The sequence below is a fragment of the Pseudomonas sp. AF32 genome (genome assembly GCF_022342325.2).
Classification (GTDB): Bacteria; Pseudomonadota; Gammaproteobacteria; order Pseudomonadales; family Pseudomonadaceae; genus Aquipseudomonas; species Aquipseudomonas uvaldensis.
Genome location: NZ_RQJK02000035.1, coordinates 1 through 19,515 on the forward strand (window position 1 = coordinate 1; position 19,515 = coordinate 19,515).

Annotated in this window: 14 protein-coding genes; 10 read left to right on the top strand and 4 right to left on the bottom strand. The window is 61.3% G+C overall.

The annotated features are described in order from the left end of the window. Window positions 1-206 precede the first annotated feature (206 nt). The 6 genes from recC to yfiB all read left to right on the top strand — a co-directional run bounded on the left by recC (window position 207) and on the right by yfiB (window position 11,903). Complete coding sequence (recC, locus tag EGM97_RS25115; protein WP_238963806.1) at window positions 207-3,659, top strand: exodeoxyribonuclease V subunit gamma; 3,453 nt, start codon at window positions 207-209, stop codon at window positions 3,657-3,659. After that, the gene (gene recB / locus EGM97_RS25120) at window positions 3,656-7,345 is read left to right on the top strand and encodes an exodeoxyribonuclease V subunit beta (RefSeq protein ID WP_238963804.1); all 3,690 of its coding nucleotides are present in this window, start codon (window positions 3,656-3,658) and stop codon (window positions 7,343-7,345) included. Before recC ends, recB begins: the two co-directional genes overlap by 4 nt. Beyond that, complete coding sequence (gene recD, locus EGM97_RS25125) at window positions 7,342-9,435, top strand: exodeoxyribonuclease V subunit alpha (RefSeq protein WP_238963802.1); 2,094 nt, start codon at window positions 7,342-7,344, stop codon at window positions 9,433-9,435. The genes recB and recD overlap by 4 nt, the downstream gene beginning before the upstream one ends. Before the next feature lie 121 nt (window positions 9,436-9,556). Beyond that, window positions 9,557-10,132 carry a regulatory sequestration protein YfiR gene (gene yfiR / locus EGM97_RS25130; protein WP_238963795.1) on the top strand — a complete coding sequence of 192 codons (576 nt, stop codon included), beginning with the start codon at window positions 9,557-9,559 and terminating at the stop codon, window positions 10,130-10,132. Further along, entirely contained in the window at window positions 10,129-11,379 is a 1,251-nt protein-coding gene (gene dgcN / locus EGM97_RS25135) for a diguanylate cyclase DgcN/YfiN (RefSeq protein WP_238963793.1), read from the top strand. Before yfiR ends, dgcN begins: the two co-directional genes overlap by 4 nt. Window positions 11,380-11,399: 20 nt before the next feature. Continuing rightward, complete coding sequence (gene yfiB / locus EGM97_RS25140; RefSeq protein ID WP_477788871.1) at window positions 11,400-11,903, top strand: outer membrane lipoprotein YfiB; 504 nt, start codon at window positions 11,400-11,402, stop codon at window positions 11,901-11,903. Here yfiB and EGM97_RS25145 read toward each other — a convergent pair. Continuing rightward, the gene (locus tag EGM97_RS25145; RefSeq protein WP_238963786.1) at window positions 11,900-12,847 is read right to left on the bottom strand and encodes a LysR family transcriptional regulator; all 948 of its coding nucleotides are present in this window, start codon (window positions 12,845-12,847) and stop codon (window positions 11,900-11,902) included. The two genes, yfiB and EGM97_RS25145, sit on opposite strands and share 4 nt — an antisense overlap. Before the next feature lie 139 nt (window positions 12,848-12,986). Between EGM97_RS25145 and EGM97_RS25150 the strand changes: the two genes are divergently transcribed. The 3 genes from EGM97_RS25150 (at window position 12,987) to EGM97_RS25160 (ending at window position 16,740) form a co-directional block, all read left to right on the top strand. Then, entirely contained in the window at window positions 12,987-14,513 is a 1,527-nt protein-coding gene (locus EGM97_RS25150; RefSeq protein ID WP_238963784.1) for a CoA-acylating methylmalonate-semialdehyde dehydrogenase, read from the top strand. A gap of 10 nt (window positions 14,514-14,523) precedes the next feature. Further along, window positions 14,524-15,411, top strand: a complete 888-nt coding sequence (mmsB, locus tag EGM97_RS25155) for a 3-hydroxyisobutyrate dehydrogenase (RefSeq protein ID WP_238963782.1) — start codon at window positions 14,524-14,526, stop codon at window positions 15,409-15,411. 120 nt (window positions 15,412-15,531) lie between these two features. Next, complete coding sequence (locus EGM97_RS25160; RefSeq protein WP_238963774.1) at window positions 15,532-16,740, top strand: MFS transporter; 1,209 nt, start codon at window positions 15,532-15,534, stop codon at window positions 16,738-16,740. A gap of 75 nt (window positions 16,741-16,815) precedes the next feature. Here EGM97_RS25160 and EGM97_RS25165 read toward each other — a convergent pair whose 3' ends face one another. Further along, entirely contained in the window at window positions 16,816-17,160 is a 345-nt protein-coding gene (locus EGM97_RS25165) for a cupin domain-containing protein (protein WP_053152030.1), read from the bottom strand. A 99-nt stretch (window positions 17,161-17,259) separates the two neighbouring features. Beyond that, a complete protein-coding gene (locus EGM97_RS25170; protein ID WP_238963765.1) occupies window positions 17,260-18,144 on the bottom strand; it encodes a LysR family transcriptional regulator in 885 nt (294 codons plus the stop codon). A gap of 213 nt (window positions 18,145-18,357) precedes the next feature. On the opposite strand from EGM97_RS25170, the gene EGM97_RS25175 reads away from it, so the two are divergent. Further along, on the top strand, window positions 18,358-19,122 hold the full coding sequence (locus EGM97_RS25175) for a sulfite exporter TauE/SafE family protein (RefSeq protein WP_238963763.1): 765 nt from the start codon (window positions 18,358-18,360) through the stop codon (window positions 19,120-19,122). On the opposite strand, the gene EGM97_RS25180 is transcribed toward EGM97_RS25175, so the two are convergent. Beyond that, window positions 19,112-19,426 carry a putative quinol monooxygenase gene (locus EGM97_RS25180; RefSeq protein WP_232775944.1) on the bottom strand — a complete coding sequence of 105 codons (315 nt, stop codon included), beginning with the start codon at window positions 19,424-19,426 and terminating at the stop codon, window positions 19,112-19,114. The two genes, EGM97_RS25175 and EGM97_RS25180, sit on opposite strands and share 11 nt — an antisense overlap. Between the last annotated feature and the right edge of the window lie 89 nt (window positions 19,427-19,515).

Consider the following 19,515-nt stretch of genomic DNA (forward strand, 5'->3'; position numbering starts at 1 on the left):
GCCGATGGTAGTGTGGGGTTTCCCCATGTGAGAGTAGGTCATCGTCAAGATTAAATTCCGAAACCCCTATCTGCTGACGCAGGTAGGGGTTTTGTTTTGCCCGCAGGAAAGTTCTTACGATAAGCACGGAACGTTCCCGGCTGCCACAGCTGGCCGACAGTGCTAAGGTTCGGCCCTAGCTTTTGCCCTTTTTCAAGGATGCCTTTATGCCGGACGCAACGTCCCTCAGCCCTGCTTTCATGGTGGTTCACGGTAATCGCCTGGATGAGTTGCGCAGTCTGGTCATCAGCTTGATGCGGCGGTATCCGCTGGCCCCTCTCGAAAACGAAATCGCACTCGTACAAAGCAACGGCATTGCCCAGTGGCTCAAGCTCGCGCTGGCCGAGGACCCGGAAGACGATGACAGCGGTGGCTGTGGTATTGCAGCGGCCATCGATGTGCAGCTACCAGGCAGTTTCATGTGGCAACTCTATCGTACGGTTCTGGGGCGTGACGAAATTCCCGCCAAGTCCCTGCTCGACAAGGCCCCGCTAACCTGGCGTCTGATGCGACTCCTGCCGCAGTTGATCGAACAGCCTCATTTCGAGCCTCTGCGCCGGTTCCTGACCCATGACACCGACCTTCGCAAGCGCTACCAATTGTCCGAGCGCCTTGCCGACCTCTTCGATCAATACCAGGTGTACCGGGCCGACTGGCTTGAAGATTGGGCTGAAGGACGGCATCAAACAAGAAATGTCCGTGGCGAAGTCAAGGCACTTGCGCCGGCCAATTGCTGGCAGGCCGAACTTTGGCGGGCCTTGCTGCTGGATGTGGGGGAGCAAGGTATGGCGCAAAGCCGTGCAGGCGTCCACCAACGATACATCGAGCGTATCAACAGCCTGGAGAGCGCTCCGAAAGGCCTTCCCGGCCGGGTCATCGTGTTCGGCATCTCTTCGCTACCCGCCCAGGTCCTCGAAGCGCTCGCCGGTCTCTCTCGGTTCAGCCAGGTGCTGTTATGTGTCCATAATCCATGCCGCCATCATTGGGCGGACATCGTGGCCGACAAGGACCTGCTGCGACATCAATACAAACGCCAGGCTCGCAAGGCAGGCATGCCCGCCGTTCTCGATCCGCAAACCCTGCACCAGCATGCGCATCCTTTGTTGGCAGCCTGGGGCAAGCAAGGGCGTGACTATATCAACCTGCTCGACAGCTATGACGATCCCAGCAGCTATCGCTCGGTTTTTCGAGAGGGGCGAATCGACCTGTTCAGTGATAGCCATCCCACGACTCTCCTCGGTCAGTTGCAGGATGACATTCTTGAGCTGCGCCCCTTGGAAGAAACCCGAACCAAGTGGCCTCCGGTGGATAAAGGACGAGATGAGTCGATCCGGTTCCATGTTGCCCATAGCGCCCAGCGTGAGGTGGAGATTCTCCATGACCAGCTGCTTGCCCACTTCAGTGCGGATCCTACGCTGCGTCCCCGGGATATCATCGTCATGGTTCCGGACATCGACAGCTATGCGCCGCATATTCGCGCCGTATTTGGCCAGATCGACAGAACGGACCCACGTTTCATTCCTTTCACCCTGACCGACCAGGGGCAGCGTGGAAGAGATCCGTTGCTGATTGCTATCGAACATTTGCTGAAGCTGCCCGATAGTCGCTTCCCGGTAAGTGAAATTCTCGATCTGCTGGATGTCCCGGCGTTGCGTGGACGTTTCGGCATTGACGAGGCTGACCTGCCAACCTTGCATAGATGGATTGAGGGCGCGGGTATCCGTTGGGGCATGGACGCAGATCATCGCGCAGCGCTGGGGCTGCCTGCGGAGCTTGAGCAGAACAGCTGGCGTTTTGGGTTGCGTCGCATGTTGCTGGGATACGCCGTCGGTCGTTCGGACGCTTATGAAGGTATCGAACCCTACGATGAAATAGGCGGTCTCGATGCGGCGTTGATTGGCCCATTGGTCGCTCTGCTGGATGCGCTGCAAGTGGCCCATCAGGCGTTCACCCAGCCGGCAGCGCCGCAAGTCTGGGGAGCGCGTCTGCGCGACCTGATGCAGTTGTTTTTCCTGGCAGGCAACGAGCATGACGACTATCTGCTGGCCCAGCTCGAAGACCTGCGTGAAACCTGGCTGGAAACCTGCGAGTCGGTAGGCTTGCACGATGAGCTGCCGCTGACGGTCGTGCGTGAAGCCTGGTTGGCAGGGCTGGATCAGGGGCGGCTGTCCCAGCGCTTCCTCGCTGGAGCGGTGAACTTCTGTACCCTGATGCCGATGCGGGCGATTCCCTTCAAGCTGGTCTGCCTGTTGGGAATGAACGATGGCGACTATCCGCGAGCTCAACCGCCATTGGATTTCGATCTGATGGGCAGCGACTATCGACCGGGGGACCGTTCCCGACGAGAGGATGATCGCTATCTGTTATTGGAGGCACTGCTTTCGGCTCGTGAGAAGCTCTACATCAGTTGGGTAGGACGCAGTATCCGCGATAACAGCGAACGACCGGCATCGGTGCTGATCGGCCAGTTGCGGGATCATATCGCCAGCGGATGGAGACTGGCGGATGCAGGTAAGGACCTTCTCGAGGCGCTGACCCAAGAGCATCCCTTGCAGCCCTTCAGCGCGCGTTATTTCATTCAGGGCGATGAGTTGTTCAGTTATGCCAGCGAATGGCGACTATTGCATGACGACCGCGATGTTGCGGTCAGTCCACGTTTATTGTCGCCCTATGTTCAGGAAGAACCCTTGAGCATCGGTCAGTTGCAGGATTTCATGCGCAACCCCATCCGCCATTTTTTCAACCAGCGATTGAAAGTGTTCTTCGAGGCCGCTGAAGTGCCGCTGGCCGATGATGAACCCTTCGTTCTCGATGCGCTCCAACGCTACAGCCTGAGCGACAGTTTGCTGGAGGCTGCCCTGGTTCGACTCGACCAGCCGGATCTTGCTCTTACGGCCCACGCCCGAAGACTCCAGAACAGCGGCCTGTTACCAATGGCCGGTTTTGGTGAATGCCTGCAACGGGAGTTGATCGAACCCCTGCCGGATCTACTCCAGCGTTATCAGCAGCTTCTGGCTCTATGGCCGACGCCGCTGACCAACGCGATCCCGGTCAGCCTTCGATTGCAGGGGGTGAGTGTCGAAGGGTGGCTAAGTGGCTTGCACCAGCGTTCCGATGGCGCAGTCCTTGCCATTACGGCAATACCTAATGGCATTGGCTCTGCCAAGACCCGTAAATGGCATCGCCTCATTCGCCCCTGGGTGAACCACCTGGCGGCTTGCGCCAATGGTCTGTCGATGACTAGCGCGCTGGTGGCCAGCGATGACAGTCTGCTGTTGCCTCCTTTCGAGGAACCCATGGCGCGAAGGCTGCTCGGTGATCTGTTGCAGGCCTGGCAGGCCGGTATGCGCCAGCCGCTTCCGGTCGCGGTGAAGACTGCCTTTGCCTGGCTCGGCCAATCCGAGCTGGCCAAGGCCATGGCGGCTGCTCGAAAAGCCTACGAAGGGGATGGTCAGACCTCTGAAGGCGAACGACGAGAGAGCCCGGCCCTGGCCCGGCAATTTGCCGACTTCCAAGCCCTGATGGCTGACGAGACATTTGCGGACTGGTGCGATGCACTTTATCGGCCGCTGTTCGAAGCCCCGTGGCGTTCGGCGGCTGGAGAGGAGACACCGTCATGAGTCGGCAGACGCCATTGGCCCTGGCTTTCCCCCTGCATGGGAGCCAGTTGATCGAGGCCAGTGCCGGTACTGGCAAGACCTTTACTATCTCGGCGTTATACCTGCGCCTGGTATTGGGGCATGGTGGTGCGGCGACCGGATTTGGTCGCGAGCTGCTTCCGCCGCAAATCCTGGTGGTGACTTTCACCGACGCCGCTACCAAAGAACTGCGCGAACGTATCCGTACACGCCTGGCTGAAGCGGCGCGTTTCTTTCGAAATGAGATTCCTGCCCCGGACTCACTGATTGTCCAGTTGCGTGATGAGTTTGCCGAGGAGCATTGGCCTGGCTGCGCCAACCGGCTGGATGTCGCCGCGCAATGGATGGACGAAGCGGCGGTTTCGACCATCCACAGCTGGTGCCAGCGCATGCTGCGTGAACACGCTTTCGACAGCGGCAGCCTGTTTACCCAGACCCTGGAAACCGACCATAGCGAATTGCTCGCAGAGGTGCTGCGCGATTACTGGCGGATGTTCTGCTACTCGATGCAGGGTGAGGCGTTGAACTGGGTGCGTACCCATTGGGGAGGGCCTGCCTCCCTGCTGCCGCGCGTCAGGGGGCTCTTCGCCAGTGCGCAAGACGATGGCCGGGGAACTGAGCCGGCCGAACTCATCGCGGCATCGCTGCGCGAACGCAGTGCTGCCTTGCTCGACCTCAAGGCGCCCTGGCGCCAGTGGGCCGTGGAGCTGCTGGAAATCTGTCAGCAGGGCGTTGCCAGCAAGAGTGTCGATGCGCGCAAGATGCAGGCCCGGTACTTCGAGCCTTGGTTCCAGAAAATTTCTGCCTGGGTAGAAGATGAAAGCCTGGAATTGCTGGACATCGGTACCGGCTTCACCCGACTGACCCCCGAGGGCATGGCGCAGGCCTGGAAAGGCGAGGTGCCCAGCCATCCGGGGCTGGACGCCATGGTCAGTCTCAAGGCCAGCCTGGACGCCTTGCCCACTCCGGATGCCGCGGTGTTGCAGCATGCCGCGCAATGGGTCGGCGCACGCTTCGAGGCCGAGAAGCGTCGGCGCGCGGAGATGGGATTCGACGACATGCTGTTGCGTCTGGATGCGGCGTTGCAAGCCGAGGGCGGCGAGCGGCTGGCGAGTCTGATCCGCGAGCAGTTTCCGGTCGCGCTGATCGATGAGTTCCAGGACACCGACCCGGTTCAATACCGGATTTTCGAGAGCATTTACCGCATCGAAGACAACAACCCTGAAACCGGCCTGTTTTTGATTGGGGATCCGAAACAGGCCATTTATGCCTTTCGAGGTGCCGATATCCACACTTACCTTCGGGCCCGTGAGGCTACGGTCGGCAGGTTGCATACGCTGGGGACGAACTTCCGTTCCAGCCATGCCATGGTGGGTGCGGTAAACCATGTTTTCCAGTACGCCGAATCTCGTCCGAAGAGTCGCGGGGCGTTTCTGTTTCGTGACGCTTCGGGAGTGAACCCGCTGCCGTTCCTGCCTGTCGAGTCACAGGGGCGCAAGGAGTCCTTGCAGATTGCGGGACAAGCCATCACTGCGATGAACATCTGGTACCTGCCATCGGAACAACCGCTCTCCGGTGCGGTGTATCGGCAGCAGCTGGCGGCGGCCTGTGCCAGTGAAATCACGGCGTTGCTCAATGGTGGCCAGGCCGGTCGCAACGGCTTCATGAGTCATGAAAACGTGCTGCGTAAGCTGTTGCCGGCCGATATTGCCATTCTGGTGCGCGATGGCAAGGAAGCGCAGGCCGTGCGAGATCAATTGTCTGCACGGGGCGTGCGCAGCGTTTATCTATCCGACAAGGATTCAGTCTTTGGCTCGCAGGAGGCCCGCGACCTGTTGATCTGGCTCAGGGCCTGCGCCGAGCCGGATGCCGAGCGGCCGCTACGGGCAGCGTTGGCCAGCATTACCTTGAATCTGCCATTGACGGAGCTGGAGCGACTCAACCAGGACGAGCTGGTATGGGAAGCGCGGGTCATGCAGTTTCGCGGTTATCGCACCGTTTGGCGCACCCAGGGCGTACTGCCCATGTTGCGACGGCTGCTGCATGATTTCGAGTTGCCCCGGGCCTTGATGGCGCGCAGCGACGGTGAACGGGTGCTGACCAACCTGTTGCACCTGAGCGAGCTGTTGCAGCAGGCCGCGGGTGAGCTGGATGGCGAGCAAGCCCTGATTCGGCATCTGTCGGAGCACCTGGCCTTGTCCGGGCAGGCAGGGGAGGAGCAGATCCTGCGTCTGGAAAGCGATGAGCAATTGGTCAAGGTGGTCACGATCCACAAGTCCAAGGGGCTTGAGTATCCATTGGTCTTCCTGCCGTTCATCTGCTCGACCAAACCGGTGGACGGTACACGTCTGCCTTTGCATTACCACGATGAGGAAGGTAAGGCGCAGGTCAGCCTCACGCCCACCGCCGAGCTGATTGCCAGGGCTGATGACGAGCGCCTCGCCGAGGACTTGCGTCTTCTCTACGTGGCGCTTACCCGTGCCCAACATGCCTGCTGGCTGGGTGTCGCCGATCTCAAGCGGGGCAGTAACAACAACTCGGTCCTGCACTTGTCCGCGTTGGGTTATCTGCTCGGGGGCGGGACGCCGCTGGCCGACTCGGCGGCATTGGAACGCTGGCTTGAAGAGTTGCAGCAAGGCAGCTCGGCCGTCAGCTGCCAGGAAATGCCCCAGGCAACCGAGGAACATTACCAGCCTCCTCGCAATGAGACGGTGTTGCTCGATCCGCTCAAGCCCACCCGTAAAGCCAGCGAAAACTGGTGGATTGCCTCCTATAGCGCGCTGCGTATCGGCGAAAACCTGAGTGCTGGCAGCGACGCGGCGCCGGAAGATCCACAAGCCCAAAAGCTGTTCGACGATGAGCGTCTTGATCCGGACGCTCCAAGGGTCGTTGCCGCGACGGGCGGCGATATCCATCGCTTCCCCCGCGGCCCCAACCCAGGCACGTTCCTTCATGGGCTTCTGGAGTGGCTTGCCGGCGAAGGGTTTATGGCTGCGCCGGCGGCCATCGAAGACGTCGTTGCCCGACGTTGCAATCGTCGGGGCTGGAAAGGCTGGATCACGACGCTCAATGACTGGCTGCAACACCTCATGACCCTGCCCTTGCAGATCGGCAACAACCAGGCGCCCGTGGTGCTTGCACACCTGAGCCAGTTCCAGGTCGAGATGGAGTTCTGGTTCGCCAGTCATAAGGTCGATGTGCTCAAGCTGGACCAACTGGTCTGCCAGTTCACCCACGGTGGCGTGGCCCGTGTCGCCGCGGAACCGGTGCTGCTCAACGGCATGTTCAAGGGATTCATCGACCTGACGTTCGAGCATGACGGCCGCTATTACGTGGCGGATTACAAATCCAACTGGTTGGGAGCCGATGATACGGCCTATACCTCCCAGGCAATGGAGCAATCGATTCTGGATAATCGCTACGATCTGCAGTACGTGCTGTACCTGCTGGCGCTGCACCGCCAGCTCAAGGCGCGCTTGCCCGGATATGACTATGACCGCCATGTGGGTGGAGCGTTATACCTGTTTCTCCGCGGCACTCGTGCAGCCAGCCAGGGTGTCTATTTCACCAAACCCCCACGAGCCTTGATCGAACAGCTGGATCGTCTGTTCCAGGGCTTGCCCGAGCCCAAGGCCGAGCCGGCATGGGTACAGGGAGAATTGCTATGAGTCGTTCTTTCGCCGATCTGCTGCCCAAATCCTCCGAAGACGACAGCTTGATCGACCTGTCGCCCCTGAGCCGTTCGGACGATCTGCTCCTGCTCCTGACGCGTTGGGTCGAGCGTGGGTGGTTGCGAGCCCTGGACAAGGCTTTCGTTGCGTTTCTCCAGGAACTGGCGCCTGACGATGATCCGCTGGTGCTGCTCGCCGCGGCGCTCACCAGCCATCAACTGGGACATGGGCATGTCTGCCTGGACCTGTTCGAAACCCTCAAGGAGCCGGATTTCGCCTTGTCATTGCCCCCCGAAGGAGATCTGCAGGCCGGTGTGATGCTGTTGCCTTCGCAGATACTGCAGACACTGGACGGCGCACGATGGTGCAGGATCCTGGCTGCCAGCCGCTTGGTGGCCTTGGCCGAGGACGAGGGGGAAGAAGCGCGGCAGCGTCCGATGGTGCTGTCGGGTAAACGCCTCTACCTGCGCCGTTACTGGACCTACGAGCGACGGATCGATGAGGCGCTGCGGCAGCGGCTTACCAAACAGGACGCAGCCCCCAACGATCTGCGCGAGCGCCTGGACGGCCTGTTCGGGGCTGCCGGCGCGGGGCCGATCGATTGGCAGAAACTCGCCTGCGCGTTGGCCACCCGGGGGGCCTTCAGCATCGTGACCGGAGGGCCGGGCACCGGCAAGACCACCACCGTCGTGCGCTTGCTGGCGTTACTCCAGGCTCCTGCCGTCGAGGCAGGCAAGCCGCTGCGTATTCGCCTGGCCGCGCCCACTGGCAAGGCAGCGGCGCGCCTGACGGAGTCCATCAGTCAACAGGTCCTGAGCCTGGATGTGAGCGCTGCGGTACGCGAGCGTATTCCCTGTGACGTGACCACTGTCCACCGGTTGCTCGGCAGCCGGCCTGGAACCCGACATTTCCGCCATCATGCGGGCAACCGGTTGCCATTGGATGTGCTGGTAGTCGATGAAGCCTCCATGATCGACCTGGAAATGATGGCCAATCTGCTGGATGCGTTGCCGGCCCATGCGCGACTGATCCTGCTGGGGGACAAGGATCAACTGGCCTCGGTGGAAGCCGGTGCTGTGCTGGGGGACTTGTGCCGAGACGCCGAAGAAGGGTGGTACACCCCCCAGACCCGGGCCTGGCTTGAGTCGGTCAGCGGCGAAAACCTGACGACCAGTGACCTGCAGCAAGACCTCGACGGCAGCCATCCGCTGGCCCAGCAGGTGGTCATGCTCAGGCATTCACGACGCTTCGGCGAGGGCAGCGGCATCGGGCAACTGGCCCGCTGGGTCAACCAGCAACAACCGGAAAAAGCCCGGCAGGTGCTGGGGGACAGGCAATATGCGGATCTGTTTTCCCTGGCGTTGCGGGGGGAGCACGACGGCGCGCTGGAGCGTCTATTGCTCGAAGGGCATGCCGAAGGCCCCCAAGGGTACCGGCACTACCTGAGTGTATTGCAACAACGGCGCCCAGCCATTTCCCGACCGCTGGAAGACAGCTGCTGGGCCGACTGGGCCCGGGAGGTGCTCTCGGCATTCGATGCTTTCCAGCTGCTGTGCGCAGTGCGCAAGGGACCCTGGGGTGTCGAAGGCTTGAACCAGCGAGTTACCGCCGCGTTGCTCAAGGCCAGTCTCATTGACAGCGATCACCACTGGTACGAGGGGCGTCCGGTGTTGATGACCCGCAACGATTACGGGCTGGGCCTGATGAATGGCGATATTGGCATTGCCCTCAGGATGCCCGAGCGTGAGGGGCCGGATGCGGGCAAACAGGTTTTGCGGGTCGCGTTCCCTCGTAACGATGGGCGAGGCGGTGTGCGTTTCGTCCTGCCAAGCCGCCTGAATGACGTGGAAACGGTGTACGCCATGACGGTGCACAAATCCCAGGGCTCCGAATTCACCCATACGGCCCTGATTCTTCCGGATGCGCTGAACCCCGTATTGACCAAAGAGCTGGTGTATACCGCGATTACCCGAGCCAGGCAGTGGTTCAGTTTGATCGAACCGCGAGCGGGCGTGTTCGAAGAGGCGGTTCGGCGCAAGGTCAAGCGTTTGAGCGGTTTGATGCTGGATCTGGAACGGGACAATTGAGTCGATTCGTCGTGGCGCGATTCTGCCTGCTTCTGTCGGAAGCGTCGTAGGACGCTGTCTCGCCGGGTTTTTGGCACTGTGCTATCGTTCCGGCATTTATCGTACCGACAAGAGACTCTTCATGGATGTGGCTGGTCGAGAGGCAGCGCGCAGCAAGGGCTGGAGGCATTGTTTGCTGGCCGGTTTTCTGGGGCTGCTGCCGCCTGTGATCGCTGCTCAGGAACAGGTATCCGCTACCCGGGCAGAACAGCGGGCCGAGTCGGTGACCCAAGTGGTGTTGGGCATCCTCAGCTATGCCCGTTGGCCTGTGGAGCCCACGCAACTGCAGCTGTGCATCGTCGGGCCGACCCAATATACCGATGACCTGGTCAAGGGCACTGCCCAGGCCACGGGCCGGCCGGTCGCCGTCCAGCGTCTGTTGGCGGATCATCCCGGCATCGAGACCGACTGTAACGCCGTCTATGTCGGAAGGCTGACCAGTGAAGAGCGCACCCGCCTGTATGCCTCCTTGATCGGCAAGCCCGTGTTGAGCATCAGCGAAGGAGGTGATCCTTGCACCGTGGGCAGCCTGTTCTGCCTGCGAGTGGGTGATGAGCAGGTGTCGTTCGAGGTCAATCTGGATTCCGTGGCGCGCAGCGGCGTACGCATCCACCCCAGTGTGTTGCAGCTATCCCGACGCAGGTCAACGGCACCATGAGCCTGCCTACACCACGGATTCGTCCTACCCTGGGCTCGGTCATCGGGCGCGGTCACTTGATCGTCGCGCTGGTGGCAATCGCCATGGCCAGCGTTTCATTGACACTGCTCGGTGTCCTGGCACTGCGGGTGTATGCCGACCACAATCTGCACCTGATCGCACGCTCGATCAACTACACAGTGGAAGCGGCCGTAGTGTTCGATGATTCGGCTGCTGCCACCGAAGCATTGGCCTTGATTGCCAACACCGAAGAAGTCGCGGACGCCCAGGTGTTCAATGAACACGGCCGCTTGTTGGCGCGCTGGCAACGTCCGGAGACTGGGTTGTTGTCGGATCTGGAAATGCACATCGCCAAGGCCTTCCTGGAAAAGCCCATCAGTCTGCCGATCATTCACCAGGGCCGGACCATCGGCAGCATTCTGTTGGCGGGACACGGAGGCAGCCTGTTGCGCTTTTTGCTTAGCGGTCTGGCGGGAATCATTCTGTGTACGGCGGTGAGTGCCTGGGTGGCGTTGTATCTGGCCCGACGTCAGTTGCGGGCGATTACCGGCCCGTTGCGCTACCTGGCGGAAGTGGCCCACGCGGCGCGCAGCGAACGGGCGCTGGACCGGCGCGTACCTCCGGCCGCCATCGCCGAACTGGATAATCTGGGCAACGACTTCAACGCGCTGCTCGCCGAGCTCGAATCCTGGCAAACCCATCTGCAAAGCGAGAACGAAAGCCTTGCCCACCAGGCCAGCCACGACAGCCTGACCGGATTGCCAAACCGAGCGTATTTCGAAGGTCGGCTGATTCGCGCCTTGCGCAACGCCAGCAAACTCGATGAGCAAGTGGCGGTGCTGTATCTGGACAGCGATCGGTTCAAGGGTATCAACGACAATTTTGGTCACGCCGCGGGGGATGCGGTGCTGACGGCAGTGGCGACCCGAGTCCGGGCGCAGTTGCGTGAGGATGATCTGGTGGCGCGTCTGGGCGGGGATGAGTTTGCCGTGCTGCTCTCGCCGCTGCACAAGCTGGAAGATGCCGAAACGATCGCAGAGAAAATCATCGCCAGCATGGAAATGCCGATCCAGTTGCCCGGCAATGCTTCGGTGCTGACCTCTCTGAGCATTGGCATCGCGGTCTATCCCGATCATGGCGCCACTCCGGGCGCCTTGTTGCACGCTGCCGATGCCGCGATGTACCAGGCCAAGCGTCTCGCCCGGGGCGGGCGACATTCGTCGGGGGCGGAGCACCCCGTTGCTTAACCACAATCAGGAGCCAGTTCGTGCGTTCATTTTTCCAATCCAGCCTGCAACGGTTCATCGCATTCCTGTTCATGACGATCCTGGTCCTGGCTGGTTGCCAGACCACCCCGCCGAAAGGGCTGACCCCGGCGCAAATCGCCGTGTTGAAGGAACAAGGGTTCAAATTGACCGATGAAGGCTGGGCGTTTGGCTTGTCGGGCAAGGTGCTGTTCGGTAGCGATGTGGAAAGTCTCAACCCGGCCAGTACCGAAATTGTCGAGCGGATTGGCAAGGCCCTGCTGGGAGCCGGAATCGAGCGGGTACGCGTCGATGGTCACACCGACGCGTCAGGCTCCCAGGCGTATAACGAACAATTGTCGATGCGTCGTGCCAACAGCGTCGGTACGGTTTTGAAAAGTGTCGGCATGCGCGAAGAGAATATCCAACTGCGCGGCCTGGGCAGCACCATGCCGGTCGCTTCCAACGACACCGCCAGTGGCCGTACCGAGAACCGTCGGGTTGCCATTGTGGTCATCGCCGATTAGTCGGCGAATACCATTTCCCGGCTGTCGCCCATCAGCAGCGGGCGGTTCTGTTCGGTCACCTCGCGGATGTAATCCCACAACAGGGTGATCCGCTTGAGCTTGCGCAAGTCCTCCCGGCAGTACATCCAGAACTGTCGGGTAACGCTGATTTCCTCCGGCAGCACGGGCAGCAGTTGAGCATCCTGGGCGGCGAGGAAGCACGGCAGGATGGCCAGTGAACGTCCTTGCTGCGCCGCTACGTACTGCGCGATCACGCTGGTGCTGCGCAGGTGAGCATTGGCGCCAGGCAAGACGTTCGCCAGGTAGAGCAGCTCGGAACTGAACGCCAGGTCGTCGACGTAACTGATGAACGAATGCTTGTTCAGGTCCGCCGGGCGGTGAATGGGGGGATGGTTGTCGAGGTATTGCCGGGTGGCGTAGAGCTGCAGGCGGTAATCACACAACTTGCAGCACACATACGGGCCATGTTCGGGACGCTCGAGTGCGATGACGATATCGGCCTCTCGCTTGGAAAGGCTGATGAAGTGGGGCAGCGGAAGGATATCCACTGAAATGGCCGGGTAGGCATCGACGAAGTGGCTCAGTTGCGGCGTGATAAAGAAGCTGCCGAAGCCTTCGGTGCAGCCCATGCGCACGTGGCCGGACAACGCGACGCCGGACCCGGACACCTGTTCGCAGGCCATGTGCAGGGTGCTTTCGATCGATTCGGCATAGCTCAGCAGGCGTTGGCCTTCCGCGGTCAGCACGAAGCCGTTGGTCCGGGATTTTTCGAACAGCAGCGTGCCCAGTGAAGTTTCCAGCGAGCTGATGCGGCGAGACACCGTGGTGTAGTCGACAGCGAGGCGCTTGGCCGCGGTGCTGGCCTTGCGGGTGCGGGCCACTTCCAGGAAAAACTTGAGGTCGTCCCAATTAAGCGACCCCAGGGAGGTGATGTTTTTTTGCATGATGGACCGGTTTTTATGTGCGTTCTTATTAGAAGTTTGCACATCTATACTCCAAAAACCGTCTCATCACCAAGGTCTCTGAACGCCTTGGTCTGTGCTCAAGCAGCGCTCCCCTACAAGAACAATCCCGGAGGCCAGCATGAACGTTTCACTCACGCCCAGCGACACCGCTCTGCAAACCGTCAAGCTGTTGATCGACGGCGAATGGGTTGAATCCCGCTCCAGCGAGTGGCACGACATCGTCAACCCCGCCACCCAACAGGTGCTGGCGAAAGTCCCCTTCGCCACCGCAACGGAAGTCGACGCGGCCATCGCCGCCGCCCAACGTGCCTTCCAGACCTGGAAGCTGACGCCCATCGGTGCGCGGATGCGCATCATGCTCAAGCTCCAGGCACTCATTCGCGAGCATTCCAAACGCATTGCCGCGGTGCTCAGTGCCGAGCAGGGTAAAACCCTGGCAGATGCCGAAGGCGATATTTTCCGCGGCCTGGAAGTGGTCGAACACGCCTGCTCCATCGGCACCCTGCAGATGGGCGAGTTCGCCGAAAACGTAGCCGGTGGCGTCGATACCTATACGTTGCGCCAGCCCATCGGCGTGTGTGCCGGCATTACCCCCTTCAACTTCCCGGCGATGATTCCGCTGTGGATGTTCCCGATGGCCATCGCCTGCGGCAACACCTTCGTACTCAAGCCGTCGGAGCAGGATCCGCTGTCGACCATGTTGCTGGTAGAGCTGGCGGTTGAAGCCGGTGTGCCGGCGGGTGTGCTCAACGTGGTACACGGCGGCAAGGAAGTGGTGGATGCGCTGTGCACCCATAAGGACATCAAGGCGGTGTCCTTCGTCGGTTCGACGGCGGTCGGTACCCACGTGTATGACCTGGCGGGTCGTCATGGCAAGCGCGTGCAATCGATGATGGGCGCCAAGAACCATGCCGTGGTGCTGCCGGACGCCAACCGCGAGCAAACCCTCAATGCCCTGGTCGGCGCCGGTTTCGGCGCGGCGGGCCAGCGTTGCATGGCGACCTCCGTGGTGGTCATGGTGGGCGCGGCCAGGCAATGGCTGCCGGAGCTCAAGGCCCTGGCGCAGAAGCTCAAGGTCAATGCGGGCTGCGAGCCGGGCACCGATGTCGGCCCGGTGATTTCCAAGCGGGCCAAGGCAAGGATCCTTGAGTTGATCGAAAGCGGCGTGCAAGCGGGGGCGAAGCTGGAGCTCGATGGCCGTGACGTCAGTGTGCCGGGTTACGAGCAAGGCAACTTTGTCGGCCCGACCCTGTTCTCCGGCGTGACCACCGACATGCGCATCTACACCGAAGAGATCTTCGGTCCGGTGCTGGTGGTGCTGGAGGTCGATACCCTCGACGAGGCCATTGCCGTGGTCAACGCGAACCCGTTCGGCAACGGCACGGGGCTGTTCACCCAGAGCGGTGCGGCGGCACGCAAATTCCAGAGCGAGATCGACGTCGGCCAGGTGGGCATCAACATCCCGATCCCGGTGCCGGTACCGTTCTTCAGTTTCACCGGCTCCCGTGGTTCGAAGCTTGGCGACCTCGGTCCGTACGGCAAACAGGTGGTGCAGTTCTACACTCAGACCAAGACCGTCACCGCACGCTGGTTCGACGATGACAGCGTCAATGACGGTGTGAACACCACCATCAACCTGCGTTAAGGAGCCGGACATGAACATCGCATTTATCGGCCTGGGGAACATGGGCGCCCCGATGGCGCGCAACCTGCTCAAGGCTGGCCATTCGCTGAACCTGTTCGACCTGAACCAGACGGTGCTGGCTGAGCTGGCGACGCAGGGAGGCACGATTAGCCGTTCACCTCGCGATGCGGCCCAGGGCGCGGAGTTGGTGATTACCATGTTGCCGGCCGCTGCCCATGTGCGCAGCGTGTGGCTGGGGGAAGATGGCGTGTTGGCTGGAATTGCCGCCGGCATCCCGGCCGTGGATTGCAGCACCATCGATCCGCAGACTGCCCGTGACGTGGCCGCTGCGGCGGCCAGGCAAGGCGTGCCGATGGCCGATGCGCCCGTCTCGGGCGGTACCGGCGGCGCGGCGGCCGGCACGCTGACTTTCATGGTCGGCGCCACCGCCGAATTGTTCGCTACCTTGCAACCGGTACTGGCGCAGATGGGCCGTAACATCGTGCATTGCGGTGAGGTCGGTACCGGACAGATCGCCAAGATCTGCAACAACCTGCTGCTGGGGATCTCGATGGTGGGCGTCAGCGAGGCCATGGCCCTGGGCGACGCGCTGGGCATCGATACTCAGGTGCTGGCCGGCATCATCAACAGTTCCACGGGCCGTTGCTGGAGTTCGGATACCTACAACCCCTGGCCGGGTGTGATCGAAACGGCGCCGGCTTCACGAGGCTACACCGGCGGGTTCGGCGCCGACCTGATGCTCAAGGACCTCGGCCTGGCCACCGAGGCCGCACGGCAGGCTCACCAACCGGTTGTGCTGGGCGCGGTGGCACAACAGCTTTACCAGGCAATGAGCCAGCGGGGCGAGGGCGGCAAGGACTTCTCGGCGATTGTTAACAGCTATCGCAAGCCGCAGTAAACACGAGGGCTTCGTAGTGCGCTGAGTGTTCCCTTGGAATATCGCCCAGGTCATGTTCTTATCGCTGACTGCGGCCGTGCCGCTATCAGAAGAACAACGTGACGACAGGGACGTGTTGATATGAAGGGAGTGCTGGAAGAGCTCGCCGTGCCGGAAAAGAGCAGGGTGTATACCCGGCCCGTGGTGCTGCTGTTGTCGGCGACGTTTGTGCTGACCACTGCCCGGGCCCTCGCTTTGCCCTATCTGGTGGTCTATTGCTCCCAGGCTTTTGGCTTGGGAGTGAAAGACATTGGCTTGGTGGTGGGCGGTGCGTTGATTGCCAGTTCCATACTGGGCGTCTACGGCGGTTTCCTGGTGGACAGGTTTTCCAACTACCGGATCCTGCTCGGCGCGGCAAGTCTGTTCGCACTGGCCTTTGCCATGGCCTATCAGGTTGCCAGCCTGATTCCGTTCATCATCGCCATCGTCGTGGTGAACTTGTCCTATGCGGTAGTCGATATCGCGGTGAAATCAGGGATAGGTTTCCTGGTGACACCGGACAAGCGGGCCGGTGTGTTCTCAATGAAATACACGCTGACCAACGTCGGTTACGCCATCGGCCCATTCCTGGGCGTGTTGTTCGCGAAGATCAGCCCCGGCCTGCCCTTCGCGGTCGCCGGCCTGGTCGCGGTGGCCTTTGTGGTGCTGTACGGCGGGTTGGGCGAACGGCTTCCACGCACCGTGCCCCCAGAGCAGCCAAACAAGGATTTCATCCAGGTACTAGGGCATCTGGTGCGTCACTACAGGCTGGTCTGCTTTACGATCGGCGGCGTCCTCAGTGCGATCGTATTCGGACAGTTCACCGCTTATCTGTCGCAATACCTGATCGTGACCAGTACCCCGGAAAACACCTACCGGATCATCAACTATCTGGTCACCACCAACGCCTGCATGGTCATTGGCCTGCAATACCTGATCGGTGCCAGGATCAATCAGAACAACCTGTTCCGCATGTTGATGCTGGGCATGCTGTTTTTCATCATCGGGCTGATTGGCTTCGCTCATTCGCAGGCCTGGTTGGCCTGGGTAGTCGCCATGATCGTTTTCACCGTGGGCGAAATCATCGTGATCCCGGCGGAGTACCTGTTCATCGACTACATCGCGCCGGAAGACATGCGGGGCGTTTACTACGGCGCGCAAAACCTGTCCAACCTGGGTGCGGCGCTGGGGCCGGTCTTGTGTGGTGTCGTACTGTCCTCGTACGCGCCACAATCGGTTTTCTATGTGTTGTCGCTGTGCGTTGTCGTGGCCGGGGTCTTCTATTTCCTCGGATCGAGGCGCACGGGGTGATCGCTGGTTAATGTCCGGCAGTCCTGATGCGCTGTGCTCAACCTCTGTGAGCACAGCGCATCGACCGCAAAGCCCTCAAGCAAACACGAAGTACTTGCGCACCGTTTCAACCACTTCCCAGGTGCCTTTCATGCCTGGCTCCACGACAAAGATATCGCCGGCTTTCAGGTGGATGGGCGCATGTCCATCCGGGGTGATGATGCAGTAGCCTTCCTGGAAGTGGCAGTACTCCCACTTCACATAGTCCACGCGCCATTTGCCCGGCGTGCAGATCCAGGTGCCCATGATCTTGCTGCCATCTTCGCTGGTGTAGGCGTTGAGGTTAACGGTGTGCGGGTCGCCTTCGAGCTTTTCCCATTTGCAAGCATCGAGTACGGGCAATGGATGGGTATCGCGCAGAACGGTAATAGGTGCGGTCATGTCGACTCCGGGCAGAGGGATAAGCTGAAGAGGCACCCTATAGGCCCGCACGCCCGCTCAGTTGTCCAGGTTCGACATCGGGTTGCCCAGAAGCGCTGATCAACCCTCGGCCAGGTGCAGGGCGAGGGCCTTGGCATAGGCAGGCAACGCCTCGAAATCACGAGCCGCGAGCAGCAGGGCCCGCTGTGCCCAGGCTTCGTGCAACGGCACGCAGCGGTACGCCGGCCCGGGCGGGCGCCGTTCGATGGTGGCCCGTGGAACGATGGCGATACCGGCGCCGTGGGTCACCATGCGAATCACCCCATCGAAACTGTCGGCGCGGATGCGGATCTGCATGCGCAGCCCGGCGTGCAGGGCTTGTTCTTCGAGATATACCGCCAAGGCGCTGGAAGCGTTCAGGCCGACGTAATCGTGGCCGAGGGTCTCGCTGAAACTGACCGTGCGGCCGTCAGCCAGGGGATGTCCGGACGGCAGAATCAATACCAGGGGATCGTGTCGAAAGGGGCGGGTCTGAAGGTCATCGGTATCGACTGCGTCGGATACGATACCTAGGTCCGCCGCACCCTGGCGCAAGGCATGGGTGATCCTTGAGCTGGGCAGTTCCTGCAAGTCGATGTCGAGATGGGGGTGCCTCTTGAGGAACGTCGCCAGCAGTTCGGGCAGGTATTCGCTCATGGCGCTGGTGTTGCACAACAGGCGTACCTGGCCCTTCACCCCTCGGGCGTACTCCGCCAGGTCTTGTTGCAGGTGTTCGGCGTGTTGCAACAGGACCCGGGCATGCTGCGCCAGGGCCTTGCCGGCTGGCGTGGGCGTGACGCCACGCCGACCCCGTTCGAGCAACTCGATGCCCAGGGATGCCTCCATTGCCCGGACCCGCGCACTGGCCGCCGCCAGGGACAGATGGCTGCGGGAGGCGCCGGCGGTGATGTTGCCGGTGTCGAGGATGTTGAGGTAGAGGCGCAGGTCGGTGAGGTCGAAGTGCATGGGGGGGCGGTTCCTGTGCCGGAGGCTGTGGTGACTGATATGACGTCTTCGCGAGCAAGCCCGCTCCCACAGGAAAGCCCAATCCTCTGTGGGAGCGGGCTTGCTCGCGAAGACGTCAGCGGCATCAAAAAATTATCAGCCTCTTGCCACGCGAGAGGCAGCCTCAGTATATGGCAGATTTCCAATCCCCCCGCCCCAGTCCACCATAGCCCCATGGACACTCTCATCGCTTTCTACCAGAACCTCGGCTTGGCGCTGTCCCTGTTGGTTTTTGCGACCTTCCTGGTGGCCGGCACCATCAAGGGCGTGATCGGCCTCGGCCTGCCGACCATTTCCATGGGGTTGCTCGGGCTGGCTATGGCACCGGTTCAGGCAGCTGCGTTGCTCATCATCCCGGCCACGCTGACCAACGTCTGGCAACTGGCGTTCGGCGGTCATCTACGGGCCTTGATCCGGCGTCTGTGGCCGTTGCTGCTGGCGATTTTCATCGGCACTGGTCTTGGCACCTTATGGATCGGCATGGCAGGCGGCCCCTGGGTGGTGCGGGCACTGGGCGGGGCGCTGTTGCTGTATGCGCTGAGCGGGCTGGCGTTGCCGACGCTGCGGGTGGGGGCCGGCGTCGAGCCATGGCTCGGCCCGCTCTGTGGTGTGCTCACCGGGATCATTACTTCTGCCACGGGCGTGTTCGTGATCCCGGCGGTGCCTTACCTGCAAGCGCTGGGCTTGAGCAAGGACGCGTTGGTGCAGGCCCTGGGCCTGTCGTTCACGGTCTCGACACTGGCCCTGGCGGCCGGCCTGCTGTGGCGCGGCGCCTTGGGCGAGGGAGAGTTGAGCGCGTCGTTGCTGGCGCTGGCGCCGGCGTTGTTGGGGATGTGGCTGGGACAATGGTTGCGTCAGCGGATCAGCGCCGTGCTGTTCCGGCGGGTATTTTTCATCGGCCTGGGCGCGCTCGGCGCTCACCTGCTGATCAGCGGCTAGCCGAGGACGGGCTGAGCATCTCGACGCGGCGGATCTCGAAGTCGCGTTCCAGGTAATCCATGCGCTGCTCGAAAAACTGCTTCATGTGCGGCAGGTTCGAATGCACGTCGAGGTGGGCCTGGGACTGCCAGATCTCATAGAAGATAAACAGCGTCGGATCTTCCTGGTCCCGCAGCATGTGGTATTCGATGCAACCGGGCTCGGCGCGACTCGGTTCGACGTAGGCACGAAACAGTGCTTCGAAGGCTTCGGCTTTTTCCGGGCGGGTCTTGGCGTGCAGGATGAAACCGTACGGTTGGCTCATCGGGGGACTCCTGAATGAAAGGTGAAACGGATTTTACGGCAACAATCCGAGGTTGATTCGTGCGTCTGAATCAAATCAGTTTTGCCGTT